Below are 13,246 nucleotides of genomic sequence, written 5' to 3'. Positions count from 1 at the left end.
TGGACGGGTGTCGTCTGGGTGAACGAAAACGACGCAATTGAATTGAACGTTTGAATAAAGAAGCGGGATATCCGGCCGATAACCTCCGCAGCCTCAGACTTTCAGAATCAAGGGACTTCGCCATGCCTTTCAGACAACTGTCCATTCAGTGGAAGATCACCCTGTTGGCGGGCTTGTGCCTGGCCAGCATTGTCACACTGCTGGTGGGCCTTTCGCTGTACCGCATGGAGCACAGCTCGGAACTGGTGAAGGCCAGCAGCATGCACATGCTGACCGAAGCGGCCCAGGGACGCATCGAATCCCAGGGCGAAGTCCAGGCCCTGAACATCCGCCGCCAATTCATGGATGCCTACCAGTACGGTGCCGGCTTTTCCCGGCAGGTACTGTTCTTGCGTGAACAGGCCGAGAAGCGTTTTCTCGACGCCTTCGACCTGCGCGAAGATTTGACCCGCCAGGTACGCGCAGCCTTGCAGGCCAATCCTGACTTGCTCGGCCTGTCACTGGTATTCGAGCCCAATGCCTTGGACAACAAGGACGAACTGTTCGCCAATCAAGAGGAACTGGGCAGTAACGAAAAAGGCCGCTTTGCCCTGTACTGGTCGCAACCGACCCCGGGCCAGCTCACCTCCATGGCCCTGCCCGAGCATGACCTTGCCGATACCAGCATCGGCCCCAGCGGCGAGCCCGCCAACTTCTGGTCGGTGTGCCCGCGCACCACGCGCAAGACGTGCGTGATCGAGCCCTACTTCTACGCGATCGACGGCCAGCAGGTACTGATGACCAGTATCGTGTTCCCGCTGATGGTGGCCGACAAGGTCGTCGCCACCCTGTCCATCGACATCAACCTCAACAGCCTTCAGGCCATGAGCCAACAGGCCAGCCGCAACCTGTACCAGGGCCAGACACACGTCAGCATTTTGAGCCCGGCGGGCCTGCTGGCGGGCTACAGCCCGGATGCCGGCAAACTGGCCCAGCGCTTTGACCAGGTAGACCGCGACAAAGGCGCCGAGCTGGTACGCCTGCTGGCCGACAGCATTCCACTGCACAGCATCCACCATGAGCAGCGCCTCAAAGTGCTGGCTTCCTTTGCCCCAATTCCCGGCGGCAAGGCCTGGGGCGTGTTGCTCGATGTACCGGAGAGTGCCCTGACCGGTCCGGCCGAAGCACTCAAGCAAGAGCTCGACCGGAGCAACACCAGCGGCATGCTGATCGAACTGGGCCTGGGTGGACTGGCGGCCGTCGTCGGCCTGCTGCTGATCTGGCTGATGGCCCGTGGCGTGACCCGGCCGATCCTCGGTGTGGCTGACATGCTCAAGGACATCGCCAGCGGCGAAGGCGACCTGACCCGTCGCCTGCACTACGACAAACGCGATGAACTGGGCGAGTTGGCTGGCTGGTTCAACCGCTTCCTGGACAAACTGCAGCCGACCATTGCCGAGGTCAAACGCTCGGTGCAGGCGGCGCGCGACACCGCCGACCAATCCTCGGCAATTGCCACCCAGACCAGCGCCGGCATGGAGCAGCAGTACCGCCAGGTCGACCAGGTGGCTACCGCTTCCCATGAAATGAGCGCCACTGCCCAGGATGTCGCCCGCAGCGCCGCGCAAGCAGCGCAGGCAGCCCGCGATGCCGACCAGGCCACGCGCCAGGGCCTGGCGGTGATCGACCGCACCACTACCAGCATCGACACCCTGGCCGCCGACATGAGCACGGCCATGAGCCAGGTAGAAGGCCTGGCCGAGAACAGCGAGAAAATCGGCTCGGTGCTGGAGGTGATCCGCTCCATCGCCGAACAGACCAACCTCCTGGCCCTCAACGCAGCCATCGAAGCCGCTCGCGCCGGTGAAGCGGGCCGCGGTTTTGCCGTGGTCGCCGATGAGGTACGCAACCTGGCCCGCCGTACCCAGGAGTCGGTGGAAGAAACCCGCCAGGTGATCGAAGAACTGCAAGCGGGCACCCGCGACGTGGTCGGTGCGATGGACAGCAGCCATCGCCAGGCCCAGGGCAGTGTCGAGCAAGTGGGCCAGGCGGTTACCGCCCTGCAGCAGATTGGTGATGCCGTTACCGTGATCAACGACATGAACCTGCAGATCGCCAGCGCCGCCGAGGAGCAGAGTGCTGTGGCCGAGGAAATCAACAACAACGTCGCGACCATTCGCGATGTGACCGAGTCGCTGTCGGAACAGGCCAACGAATCGGCGCGGGTCAGCCAGTCGCTCAACAGCCTGGCCAACCAGCAGCAGGGGTTGATGGACCAGTTCCGCGTGTAAGCGCGTGGCAGCCGCTGCCGCCAGGCTGCGATCGACCCCTCAGCAGTCGTCATCCAGTCACCTCGACGGGCCTGAATGACGGCCGTTTCACGCCCGATCGCAGCCTGGCGGCAGCGACTACACTTGCCAGACTCCATTGCCCTGCGAGCGAGGCACGATGAATCGACTTATCTCCCTGGTGGGCAGCGTACTGCTGACCCTGGGCCTGATCAGCCCAAGCCATGCCGCCAACACCTCCAAACCCATCCTGTTCGGTGACATCACCTGGGAAAGCGGGAGCCTGACCACCGAAATCCTGCGCCTGATCGTCGAGAAAGGTTACGGCTATTCCACCGACACCCTGCCCGGCAGCACCGTCAGCATGGAGGTGGCCCTGGCCCGCAACGACATTCAGGTCATCGGCGAAGAATGGGCCGGCCGCAGCCCGGCCTGGATAAGGGCCGAGCAGGCCGGCCAGGTGTTCGCCCTCGGTGACACGGTGAAGAACGCCGATGAAGGCTGGTATGTACCCGAATACGTGATCAAGGGCGATGCCGGGCGCGGGATCGAAGCGCTGGCCCCGGACCTCAGGTCAGTCACCGACCTCAAACGCTATGCCAAGGTTTTCAGCGACCCGGAAGCTCCGGCAAAAGGCCGCTTCCTCAACAGCCCCAGCGGCTGGACCTCCGAGACGGTCAACAGCCAAAAGCTCAAGGCCTATGGCCTCGACGATCTGTATGTGAACTTTCGCAGCGGCTCCGGTGCAGCCCTCGACGCCGAGATCACTTCGTCGATCCGCCGCGGTAAACCGGTGCTGTTCTATTACTGGTCGCCCACCCCGCTGATGGGCCGTTTCGCGCTGGTACGCCTTGAAGAACCGCCGTTCAGCGAACAGGCCTGGAAGACCCTGACCGACGCCAGCAACCCTAGTCCACAAGGCAGCCGGTCGCTGCCTGCCAAGCTGTCCATTGGCGTTTCCGCCGCGTTCAAGCAACAGTACCCGGACCTGGTCGAGTGCTTCGCCAAGGTCGACCTGCCCATCGACACGCTCAACAAGACACTGGCGCACATGAGCGAGCGCCGCCAGTCGCCGCGAGATGCAGCAGTGGCGTTCATGAAGGATCACCCTGATGTGTGGAAGGCCTGGCTGCCTGCCGAGGTCGCCGGCAAAGTAGAGGACGGCCTGTGAGTGGAGGCTTCCCGCAGTCGCTGCATGTCTCATTCGCCGACCAGGTCAATCGCTTTGTAGACTGGTTGGTGCTCGCTTATGGCGATCAGTTGCGCGGCGTCTCCGACGCTTTGCTGCAACTGCTGGTAGCCTTGGAAACCCTGCTGCGCGCTACGCCCTGGTGGCTGTTGCTGCTGATCGTCGCCGTGCTCACCTGGCATGCCAGTCGCAGCCTGCTGCGGGCCCTGGTACTGACCGGCCTGCTGTTTCTGATTGGCGTGATCGGCCTGTGGGACAAACTCCTGCAGACCTGCGCCCTGGTGCTGGTCAGTACCGGCCTGTGCATTCTCATCGGGGTTCCCATCGGCGTGCTGTTGGCCAGTCGACCACTGGCACGCAGATTGATGATGCCGGTACTCGACGTCATGCAGACGCTGCCCAGCTTCGTCTATTTGATCCCGGTGTTGATGCTGTTCGGGCTGGGCAAGGTGCCGGCGATCTTCGCCACCCTCATCTATGCCCTGCCGCCACTGATCCGCCTGACCGAACTGGGCCTGTCGCAGATCGACCCGTCCCTGACCCAGGCCGCCAAGGGGCTCGGCGCCGGGCGCTGGCAGCGGCTGCGCCGGGTGATGCTGCCATTGGCCATGCCGAGCATCATGGCCGGGCTCAACCAGTCGGTGATGATGGCCCTGTCGATGGTGGTGGTCGCCTCGATGATCGGCGCGCGAGGGCTGGGGGAGGATGTGCTGGCGGGGATTCAGACATTGAATGTCGGCAAGGGCGTTGAAGCCGGGTTGGCGATCGTGGCGCTGGCGATGGTGATTGATCGAATTACCCAGGCGTATGGACAGCCAAAGACGAGTACTTTCAATCAGCGTTGATCAACGCGATGATGCACATCACTCGCCCCCAACCGGAGCCCACGCGTGTCCCTCAAAGCCCTGCGCACCCTGGTGACCATTGCTCGCCACGGCACCTTTGCCCGCGCCGCCGATATCCTCAGCTTGACGCCCTCGGCCGTCAGCCTGCATATCCGCAGCCTGGAGGAAGAACTGCAGGTCACGCTGTTCGACCGCAGTCGGCGCCAGGTCAGCCTGACCGGGGCCGGGCACCTGGTGGTGGAGCGGGCCGAAGGGATTCTGGCGGCGTATGACGACATGGCCGATGCCCTGGTCAGCGGCCCGGGCCTGAGTGGTCGACTGAAAATCGGTGCCATTCATACTGCCCTGGCCGGTCGCCTGCCGGCAGCGCTGGTACGGATCAAGGCCGAGCATCCCCACTTGCACATCAGCGTATTGTCGGGGATGTCCGCCGAGCTTGCACGGCGCGTCGAGGACGGCGAGCTGGATGCGGCCATCACCACCGAGCCTGTGGCGCCCTACCCCGCCAATCTGGACTTCACCCCGCTCTACCAGAACCGCTTCTGGGCCGTCGCCGGCCCTGCGTTTGCCGGCGTCAGTTTGCGCGAGCTGCTGGCCACCCAACCGTTCCTGCGCTTTGATAAACGCGCCTGGGCCGGGCGCATCATCGAACAGGAACTGCGCAAACTGCAACTGCCGGTCAGCGAACAAATGGAGCTGGACAGCCAGCAAGCCCTCACGCACATGGCCTCGATGAGCCTGGGCGTGGCTATCGTGCCCCTGGCTGACGAAGACTTGCAGCACCTGCCCGATGTGACCTTGTTGCCGTTCGGTGAACCGCAGCGGGTGCGCCATGTCGGCTTGATCGAACACGCCAGCAGTCGACGTCGGCACCTGACGGCGGTGCTGAAGACGGCACTGGGTCAACCGTGAAGTTTTTCTCATCGGTTGGTTGAGAATTCTGCGTTTTTTTCTTTCAGTGCTTCAGGCTAGCCTGATGTCGAGTCTCGCGTGGGACGACCGACTGATAGGAAAACCGTCTGATGTTGCAACTGATCCTCGCCACTATCGTGCCCATTGCCTTGCTGATTGCCTTGGGCCGCTGGCTTCGGGCGCAGGGTTTTCTGGGTGAGCACTTCTGGCCCGCGGCCGAACGCCTGAGCTACTTCGTGTTGCTGCCGGCGCTGTTCATGCACGGCCTGGCCACGGCTGACCTGACAGGCCTGCCCGTGTTCGACATGGTGACGGTGCTGCTGCTTTCGACGGTGATCGGCGCAACCTTGCTGGTGTTGTGCAAGGGGGCGGTGGCCAGTGACGGAGCCAGTTTCACCTCGGTATTCCAGGGCGGCGTGCGCTTCAACAACTACATTGGTGCGACCCTCGCCGCAGGGATCTATGGCAGCGGCGGAATCGCCCTGGCCGCTGTGGCAAATGCGGCCATCGTGCCGACCGTGAACGTGCTGTGCGTGATGGTGTTCGCCCGCTACAGCGGCACGCGCAGCTCGGCCAGTGCGGTTGCGAAGGCGATCGTCACCAACCCGCTGATCGTTGGTTGCGCCGCCGGGATTGCCTTGCGCGTGACTGGCCTGGGGCTACCGGCAGGTATTGAACCGACCATCAAGGCCCTTGGCCAGGCCGCTCTGCCCTTGGGCCTGCTATGTGTTGGCGCCGCATTGGGCAGCAGTGCCCAAGGTTTGGGCAGACGGCCGTTGCTGGCGGCGTCGCTGTTCAAGTTCGTGGTGCTGCCTTTGACCACATTTGGTATATGCCGGGCACTGGGCCTGAGCGGCCAGGCGGCGATCATCGCCATCCTGTTCCAGGCACTGCCCACCGCATCATCTTCCTATGTGATGGCTCGGCAAATGGGCGGTAACGCACCGCTGATGGCCAACATCATTGCCTTGCAGACCCTGCTGGCTGCCTTGACCTTGCCGGTGATGCTGAGCCTGACGCTGGTGTGAAGTGGAAGGTAATTTTTTGTATCTGAATGATAACGCTTTGCAAATACACCTGTTAACATTTGCGATTACTAATTACTCGCAACGCCAGGAAGGCGCCAACTCGACATTAACAGGGCCTCCGCCATGGCTTTACGCTCCCCCTTTCGCCCCACCCTGCTTGCCGTTTGCTGTGCTGCCAGCGTAACCGCGCACGGCGCCGACGCCGTTCTGGAGCTCGACGCTACCGCTGTCAATGCCCAGGCCACCAAGCCCCTGCGCAATGCGCCAGTCGAGGAATATGCCGGCGGCCAGGTTGCCCGTGGCGGGCAGATGGGCGTATTGGGGAACCAGGACAATATGGATGTCCCCTTCACCATGACCAGCTATACCTCGAAACTGATCGAGGACCAGCAGGCCGAAGACGTGGGCGATGTTTTGCTCAACGACCCGTCAGTGCGCCAGTCTGTCGGCTTCGGCAACCAGTCGCAGGTCTTCGTGATTCGCGGCTTGCCCCTGAGTGGCGATGATATTTCCTACAACGGCCTGTATGGCGTATTGCCGCGCCAGATCATCTCCACCGATGGGGTGGATCGGGTCGAGGTGTTCAAGGGGCCCAACGCCTTCATCAATGGTGTCAGCCCTACCGGCGGCGGCCTGGGCGGCAGCGTCAACCTGCAACCCAAACGTGCCGGCGACACGCCAACCCGCCGCTACACCCAGGACATTTCCACCGATGGCCGCATCGGCGAGCATCTGGATATCGGCCAGCGCTTCGGTGCCGACAACCGTTTCGGTGCACGCCTGAACCTCTCCCAACGTGAGGGCGAAACAGCGGTCGAAGATCAGGATCAGCGCAGCAAGCTGTTTGTCGCAGGCCTGGACTACCAGGGTGATCGCTTCAGTGTGTCCACCGATTTCGGCTACCAGAAAGAACGCGTCAACCACCTGCGCAACTCGGTGCAGCTCGGCGCCGGCCTCACCGATATTCCCCGCGCCCCCGATGCCAGCCACAACTACGGGCAGGACTGGACCTTCACCGAGACCGAAGACACCTTCGGCATGGTGCGCGGCGACTGGGACTTGAACGACAACTGGAGCGCTTACCTGGCCGGTGGCGTCAAGCACACCCGCGAGACCGGGTTCTACGGCACCCCGACCCTGACCAATGCCGCCACGGGTGCGGCGACCATGGGCGGCTCGTTCATTCCACACAACGAAGACAACACTACATTCATGGGCGGCCTCAACGGCAAGCTGCAAACCGGGCCGGTCAGCCACCAGTTGAACCTGGGCGCTTCGACCATCTGGACCCAGCAGGAAAACGCCTACGTGTTCTACCGTGGCCAACCGACCAACATCTACAACACCACCCCGCTGCCCAAGCCGACCGCTGTGACCATCACCGGCGGCGAATTGGGTGATCCGGGTGTCACCGGTAAGACCCGCAACCGCAGCATTGCCTTCTCCGACACTCTGGGCTTTTTCGACGACACCCTGCTACTGACCGCTGGGGTGCGCCGCCAACAGTTGCGGGTGGAGAACTACCTGTACGACGGCTCCACCTCCGGCGGCGTGGCCAACCCGGCCAACGACGGCAGCCGCAGCGCCCTGTATGACAAGGGCATCACCACACCGGTGTACGGCATCGTCTACAAGCCTACCGAATCGGTGTCGCTGTATGCCAACCGCATCGAAGGCCTGTCCAAGGGCCCGACGGCCTCGGCCAACGCCATCAACCGCGGCGAAGCGTTCCCACCCGGGCGCACCAAGCAGATCGAAGCAGGCGTCAAGTACGATCAGGGCACCTTCGGCGCCAACCTTGCGGTCTTCCGTATCGAGAAGCCCAGTGACGGCTACCTCGACAGCAACACCGGGTTTTACCTGCGTGATGGCGAGCAGGTGAACCGCGGCATCGAGCTGAGCATCTTCGGTGAGCCACTGCCGGGCCTGCGCCTGCTGGCCGGCGGAACACGTCTTGATTCGGAGCTGAAGAAAACACAGAACGGCACCAACGACGGCAACCATGCCATTGGGGTCCCGACCTTCCAGCTGAACGCGAGTGTCGACTGGGACGTTCCAGGGCTGGACGGCGTGGCGCTCAATGCACGGATGCTGCGCACCGGCGGACAATATGCCGATCAGGCCAACACCCTGAGCCTGCCTACCTGGAACCGCTTCGATGCCGGTGCTCGTTACCGCTTCAAGGTCCAGGAGAAGGACATCACCTTGCGCATGAACGTCGAGAACATCAGCGACAAGAACTACTGGGCCTCGGCCAACGGGGGTTACCTGACCCAAGGCGAGCCTCGCCTGGTGAAGTTCTCGGGCACCGTGGACTTCTGATCGATCCGGTGGCGGGCAGGGCCCTGATCAGCGCCCTGCTCGACGCGGTAACTCGATGCACACCCGCAGCCCCTCCAACGGGCTCTGCTCAAGGCTCATACGCCCGCCCCAGGCTTCGACGATATCGCGCACGATCCCAAGCCCCAGGCCGTGGCCATTGACCTGCTCATCGAGCCGGGTGCCTCGTTCCAGCACCTGCGCTCGAGCAGCCTCGGGAATACCAGGGCCATCGTCGTCGATCAGCAGCCGGTAATGCTCCGGCTGTTCTTCGATGCTCAGTTGCACCTGGCTGTCAGCCCACTTGCAGGCGTTGTCCAACAGGTTGCCGAGCAGCTCGAGGAGGTCTTCACGGTCCCAGGGCAGCAGCAGCCCGGGGGGGACTTGCTGGCTCAACTCCAGCCCTTCGCCATGGATCATCCCCAAGGTCGAGAGCAACCCGGGCAGCTCGGCATCACAGTCGAACTGCGCACCCGGCAAGGCATCGCCGGCCAGCCGGGCTCGATTGAGTTCGCGGCTCAGTCGCTGCTGAATCTGCTCCAACTGTTCACGTAGCTGCGCGCGCACCTCTGGCAACGCTTTCAGGCGCTCACTGGAGGCCAGGCTGAGCAACACCGCCAGGGGCGTTTTCAAGGCATGGCCCAGGTTGCCCAAGGCATTGCGCGAGCGGCGCAGACTGTCTTCGGTATGGGCCAACAAGTGGTTGATTTGTGCGACCAGCGGCTCCAGCTCGATGGGCACCTGGGTATCAAGCTGCGAGCGTTTGCCCTGCTGCAACTGGGCAATCTGTTCTCGCGCGCGCTCCAGGGGACGCAATGAGCGTGTGACGGTAATGCGCTGCAGCACCAGCACCAGTACCAGGGCCAGCAGCCCCAGTCCCAGGCCGATTTGCTGCATGCGCTGGAACTGCTCGCGTACGGGGGTGTAGTCCTGGGCGACGCTGATCGAGATCGACTGGCCGAAGCGCCGGTAGTCACTGCGCAGAACCAGCAGTTGTTGATCTTCAGGCCCCAGCTTGAGGTCGGTATGCAGACCGGCCGTGGCCGGTGTCGGCATTTCTAGGTCCCACAGCGAACGGGAACGCCAGTTGCCACCCTCGAAATCGATTCGGAAGTAGTACCCGGAAAACGGACGTTTATAGGCCGAGGAGATCCGTCGCTCATCCAGCTCGAGGCCTGTCTGCCCGCGTACCAGGGCAACCAGCAGGTTCTCGCTTTCCTTGCGCAGGCCGGTTTCCAGGTAGCGTTGCAAACCTACCTCGAACAACCACAGGCTCAATTGAGCAAGGGCCAACCCCACCAGCACCAGCACCGCGACCAGGCCCAGGCTCAGGCGTGCCTGGATCGACTTCACTCGCTGCTCCCGGCGTAGCGATAACCCTGACCGCGACGAGTCTCGATCACGCTACGGCCGAGCTTGCGACGCAGGTGGTTGACGTGGACTTCCAGCACATTGGAGTCGCGCTCTGTCTCACCGTCATAAAGGTGCTCGGCCAAATGGCTCTTGGAGAGGATCTGTTGCGGGTGCAGCATGAAATAGCGCAGCAAACGGAATTCTGCCGCCGTGAGCTGGATGTCGACGCCGTCACGCATCACACATTGGCGTCCTTCATCGAGCTGCAGGCCTGCGGCTTCCAACGTTGTCTGATTGGCAAGGCCACGCGCGCGGCGCAACAACGACTGGACTCGCAACTGCAGCTCTTCGGGGTGAAAGGGTTTGCTCAGGTAGTCATCGGCCCCGGCCTTCAGGCCCTCGATACGTTCGGCCCAGGAACTGCGGGCAGTGAGGATCAGCACAGGCGTTGCAAGGCCGGACGCACGCCATTGGGCCAATACGTCCAGCCCGGACAATCCGGGCAAGCCCAGGTCGAGAATGATCAGGTCATAGGGTTCGCTGCTACCCTGGTGGACGGCATCGCGACCGTCTGCCAGCCAGTCGACTGCATATCCCTGGCGCTGCAGCCCCTGGATCAGTTCATCTGCCAGCGGGACATTGTCCTCGACCAGTAACAGGCGCATCAGTCATCTTCCTCGTCTTTGAGCAGAGCTCCATTGGTTGCGTCGAGTTTGATCTCGCGCACCACCCCCTCAGGGGTCAACAGCTCGACTTCGTACTCATAGCGGTCGTGCTTTTCTTCCAGCTCCGCCTCCAACAACGTCGCCCCGGGATAGCGACCCAGGGCGTCATTGAGCAGTTGCTCGAGCGGCAGGATGATGCCTTGCTGGCGCAACCGCAGGGCTTCGTCCTGATCAAGATCGCGGGCCGAGGCCTGCGAACAGAGGGCTAACAGCGCAGCGAGTGCCACCTGCGCTGTTCGCAATCGAACCGTCATTAGTTATCCCGGGCGTCCTTGAGGATTTCGCCAGTCTTGGCGTCCATGTCGACATCCCACTCGACGTTCTGGGCATCACGCAGCTCGACCTTATAGATGTAGCGGCCGTACTCGTCTTCAAGCTCCGAGTCGGTAACGGTGGCGCCTGGGTGCTTGGCGACAGCCTTGGCCTTCAGGTCGTCCAGCGACAGGATGGTTTTGGCTTGAACCAGTTTCACAACTTCATCCGGTTGTACGTCCTTGGCCATGGCAACGTTGGCGCTCAGGGCAAGCGCAGCAGTGGCGAACAGGGCAGTCAAAGTTTTCATGGTGTCTCTCCGTTGAGATCAATAATGTTTCTACGGGGCCTAGATTAACCAACCGAACTTAATTGAAGCTGAAAACAACTGGCGACATGATAGCGCACCCCTGCCCCACAACTGGACTGCTGTTCTTTATAATTGCCAGCTCCCTTGAGCGAGGCCCGTATGAGCGCAATCCATATCAAGTATCCGGCCCTGACCTTGAAGGCAGGCAATGGCGCCTTGCAGCGCATCCGCGAACGTGGATTGCAGGCAGCCGATGTAGGCGTACTGCCAGGCGCTGCAGGGGGCCCCAAGGCGCTTGGCATACAAGGCCTTGATCTGGCGTTGTTCGGTCACTGGTTGCCCAGTACCCCGCGTGTACGAGCGCTCATTGGCGCATCGATCGGCTCCTGGCGCTTTGCCAGTGCCTGTTTGCCCAATCCCGCTGAAGCCTTGCAGCGCCTGGGGCAGCTGTACACCGAGCAGGACTTTGCCAAAGGCGTGACCCAGGCCGAGGTCAGCCGTAGCTGCCAACGCATGCTCGAAGAATTGTTGCAGGGCCGCGACGCGCAGATCCTCGAAAACCCGGATTACCGCCTCAATATCATGGTGGTGAAAAGCCACGGGCTGCTTGCCCATGACCATCGTGCTCGCTTGGGGATGGGCTTGTCTTCGGTGATCGCGGACAACCTGATTGGCCGTCCGCGATTGGCCCGACACTTCGAGCGGATCATCCTGCACGACGCCCGTAACGGCCCACCATTGCATCCGCTGACTGACTTTCCTTCGCGCTGCCTGCCACTGGATGTGGCCAACCTGCGCCATGCGCTGCTGGCATCCGGTTCGATTCCGATGGTCATGGAGGGTGTGCGTGATATACCAGGCGTCGGTAAAGGCACCTATCGCGATGGTGGCTTGCTCGACTACCACCTGGACCTGCCGTACCAGGGTGACGATATCGTGCTTTACCCGCACTTCACCGACAGGGTCATACCTGGCTGGTTCGACAAGGCATTGCCCTGGCGTCGTGGAGATACCCAGCGCTTGCGTAACGTCCTGCTGCTGGCGCCTTCGGCTCAGTATCTGGCCAGCCTGCCCTTCGGCAAGCTGCCGGACCGAAGCGACTTCAAGCGCTTCATGGGCGATGCTGGCGGCCGTCAGCGCTACTGGAAAAAAGCGATGGCCGAAAGCCAGCGCCTGGGCGACGAGTTGCTTGAGCTGTTAGAAACCGGCGAGCTGCACGCGCATCTGCAACCACTGCAGTGACCATACTGGTAAACTGCTCGACAGCATTGGTTTTCAGAGTTGAGAGATCGTGGAAATTTTCAAAGAGTTCACCTTCGAGTCGGCGCACCGCCTGCCGCACGTTCCTGAAGGACACAAATGTGGCCGCCTGCACGGACATTCGTTCAAAGTCGCGCTCCACCTGACCGGCCCACTGGACCCGCACACTGGCTGGATTCGTGACTTCTCCGAGATCAAGGCGATCTTCAAGCCTCTGTACGAGCAGTTGGACCACAACTACCTGAACGACATTCCTGGCCTGGAAAACCCGACCAGCGAAGTCATTGCCAAGTGGATCTGGGATCAGGTCAAGCCGTTGCTGCCAGAGCTTTCCAAGGTCCGTATCCACGAGACCTGCACCAGCGGTTGCGAGTACTACGGCGACTGAGTGCCTCGATGTGAAGAACCACCCTGCGGGGTGGTTTTTTTTGGCCTGGACTCTGCTGTTTTGCACAAGGCCAGAAAAGACAAAACCCCTACCTGCGTGTGCAGATAGGGGTTTCGGAATTTAATCTTGACGATGACCTACTCTCACATGGGGAAACCCCACACTACCATCGGCGATGCATCGTTTCACTGCTGAGTTCGGGATGGGATCAGGTGGTTCCAATGCTCTATGGTCGTCAAGAAATTCTGTGTACCGGACCGTCTTTCGACACTCCAGCAAATCGGGTATGTGATGATTGTGAGCTGCAAACTTTCGGTTCGTTTCGTCTTCACAACACCGCAATCTGGTCATTCGACGCAAATTGCTTGGGTGTTATATGGTCAAGCCTCACGGGCAAT

Annotated in this window: 12 protein-coding genes, 1 rRNA gene and 1 pseudogene; 9 read left to right on the top strand and 5 right to left on the bottom strand. The window is 61.8% G+C overall.

What is annotated here, in order from left to right; genetic code table 11:
- Nucleotides 1-122: 122 nt before the first annotated feature.
- The 7 genes and pseudogenes from H621_RS29275 to H621_RS0114900 form a co-directional block, all read left to right on the top strand.
- Nucleotides 123-1,412 (top strand): annotated as a pseudogene (locus H621_RS29275) (methyl-accepting chemotaxis protein); the annotation flags it as partial.
- 102 nt (nucleotides 1,413-1,514) lie between these two features.
- A complete protein-coding gene (locus tag H621_RS29270; protein WP_371919746.1) occupies nucleotides 1,515-2,270 on the top strand; it encodes a methyl-accepting chemotaxis protein in 756 nt (251 codons plus the stop codon).
- A gap of 157 nt (nucleotides 2,271-2,427) precedes the next feature.
- Nucleotides 2,428-3,438 (top strand): ABC transporter substrate-binding protein, encoded by a 1,011-nt coding sequence (locus H621_RS0114920; RefSeq protein WP_028944179.1) that lies wholly within the window; start codon nucleotides 2,428-2,430, stop codon nucleotides 3,436-3,438.
- Nucleotides 3,435-4,301, top strand: a complete 867-nt coding sequence (locus H621_RS0114915) for an ABC transporter permease (RefSeq protein WP_028944178.1) — start codon at nucleotides 3,435-3,437, stop codon at nucleotides 4,299-4,301. Before H621_RS0114920 ends, H621_RS0114915 begins: the two co-directional genes overlap by 4 nt.
- Before the next feature lie 45 nt (nucleotides 4,302-4,346).
- Nucleotides 4,347-5,213 (top strand): LysR family transcriptional regulator, encoded by an 867-nt coding sequence (locus tag H621_RS0114910; protein ID WP_028944177.1) that lies wholly within the window; start codon nucleotides 4,347-4,349, stop codon nucleotides 5,211-5,213.
- Between the two features lie 110 nt (nucleotides 5,214-5,323).
- Nucleotides 5,324-6,241, top strand: a complete 918-nt coding sequence (locus H621_RS0114905) for an AEC family transporter (protein WP_028944176.1) — start codon at nucleotides 5,324-5,326, stop codon at nucleotides 6,239-6,241.
- Between the two features lie 123 nt (nucleotides 6,242-6,364).
- A complete protein-coding gene (locus H621_RS0114900; protein ID WP_028944175.1) occupies nucleotides 6,365-8,563 on the top strand; it encodes a TonB-dependent receptor in 2,199 nt (732 codons plus the stop codon).
- A gap of 27 nt (nucleotides 8,564-8,590) precedes the next feature.
- On the opposite strand, the gene H621_RS0114895 is transcribed toward H621_RS0114900, so the two are convergent.
- From H621_RS0114895 to H621_RS0114880, 4 genes are read right to left on the bottom strand one after another with little or no spacing between them, the layout of a single operon-like run.
- Nucleotides 8,591-9,913 (bottom strand): sensor histidine kinase, encoded by a 1,323-nt coding sequence (locus tag H621_RS0114895; RefSeq protein WP_028944174.1) that lies wholly within the window; start codon nucleotides 9,911-9,913, stop codon nucleotides 8,591-8,593.
- On the bottom strand, nucleotides 9,910-10,578 hold the full coding sequence (locus H621_RS0114890) for a response regulator transcription factor (protein WP_028944173.1): 669 nt from the start codon (nucleotides 10,576-10,578) through the stop codon (nucleotides 9,910-9,912). The genes H621_RS0114895 and H621_RS0114890 overlap by 4 nt, the downstream gene beginning before the upstream one ends.
- Complete coding sequence (locus H621_RS0114885) at nucleotides 10,578-10,892, bottom strand: PepSY domain-containing protein (protein WP_028944172.1); 315 nt, start codon at nucleotides 10,890-10,892, stop codon at nucleotides 10,578-10,580. The genes H621_RS0114890 and H621_RS0114885 overlap by 1 nt, the downstream gene beginning before the upstream one ends.
- Complete coding sequence (locus tag H621_RS0114880; protein WP_028944171.1) at nucleotides 10,892-11,200, bottom strand: PepSY domain-containing protein; 309 nt, start codon at nucleotides 11,198-11,200, stop codon at nucleotides 10,892-10,894. The genes H621_RS0114885 and H621_RS0114880 overlap by 1 nt, the downstream gene beginning before the upstream one ends.
- A gap of 159 nt (nucleotides 11,201-11,359) precedes the next feature.
- On the opposite strand from H621_RS0114880, the gene H621_RS0114875 reads away from it, so the two are divergent.
- The gene (locus H621_RS0114875) at nucleotides 11,360-12,442 is read left to right on the top strand and encodes a patatin-like phospholipase family protein (RefSeq protein WP_028944170.1); all 1,083 of its coding nucleotides are present in this window, start codon (nucleotides 11,360-11,362) and stop codon (nucleotides 12,440-12,442) included.
- 49 nt (nucleotides 12,443-12,491) lie between these two features.
- Nucleotides 12,492-12,848 carry a 6-carboxytetrahydropterin synthase QueD gene (queD, locus tag H621_RS0114870; RefSeq protein ID WP_010226613.1) on the top strand — a complete coding sequence of 119 codons (357 nt, stop codon included), beginning with the start codon at nucleotides 12,492-12,494 and terminating at the stop codon, nucleotides 12,846-12,848.
- A 124-nt stretch (nucleotides 12,849-12,972) separates the two neighbouring features.
- Here the strand turns inward: queD and rrf are convergent.
- A 5S ribosomal RNA gene (rrf, locus tag H621_RS0114865) occupies nucleotides 12,973-13,088 on the bottom strand.
- Nucleotides 13,089-13,246: the final 158 nt, after the last annotated feature.

The organism is Pseudomonas vranovensis DSM 16006 (assembly GCF_000425805.1).
Taxonomy (GTDB): Bacteria; Pseudomonadota; Gammaproteobacteria; order Pseudomonadales; family Pseudomonadaceae; genus Aquipseudomonas; species Aquipseudomonas vranovensis.
Note: the sequence above shows the minus strand (reverse complement) of the source record. Positions and strands in the feature narration are given on the sequence as shown.

Excerpts from the sequence above, each read along its gene's own strand:
- H621_RS29270 (WP_371919746.1), top strand. The coding sequence starts at position 1,515 with ATGGAGCAGCAGTACCGCCAGGTCGACCAGGTGGCTACCGCTTCCCAT.
- H621_RS0114920 (WP_028944179.1), top strand. The coding sequence starts at position 2,428 with ATGAATCGACTTATCTCCCTGGTGGGCAGCGTACTGCTGACCCTGGGC.
- H621_RS0114905 (WP_028944176.1), top strand. The coding sequence starts at position 5,324 with ATGTTGCAACTGATCCTCGCCACTATCGTGCCCATTGCCTTGCTGATT.
- H621_RS0114900 (WP_028944175.1), top strand. The coding sequence starts at position 6,365 with ATGGCTTTACGCTCCCCCTTTCGCCCCACCCTGCTTGCCGTTTGCTGT.
- H621_RS0114890 (WP_028944173.1), bottom strand. The coding sequence starts at position 10,578 with ATGCGCCTGTTACTGGTCGAGGACAATGTCCCGCTGGCAGATGAACTG.
- H621_RS0114885 (WP_028944172.1), bottom strand. The coding sequence starts at position 10,892 with ATGACGGTTCGATTGCGAACAGCGCAGGTGGCACTCGCTGCGCTGTTA.
- H621_RS0114880 (WP_028944171.1), bottom strand. The coding sequence starts at position 11,200 with ATGAAAACTTTGACTGCCCTGTTCGCCACTGCTGCGCTTGCCCTGAGC.
- H621_RS0114875 (WP_028944170.1), top strand. The coding sequence starts at position 11,360 with ATGAGCGCAATCCATATCAAGTATCCGGCCCTGACCTTGAAGGCAGGC.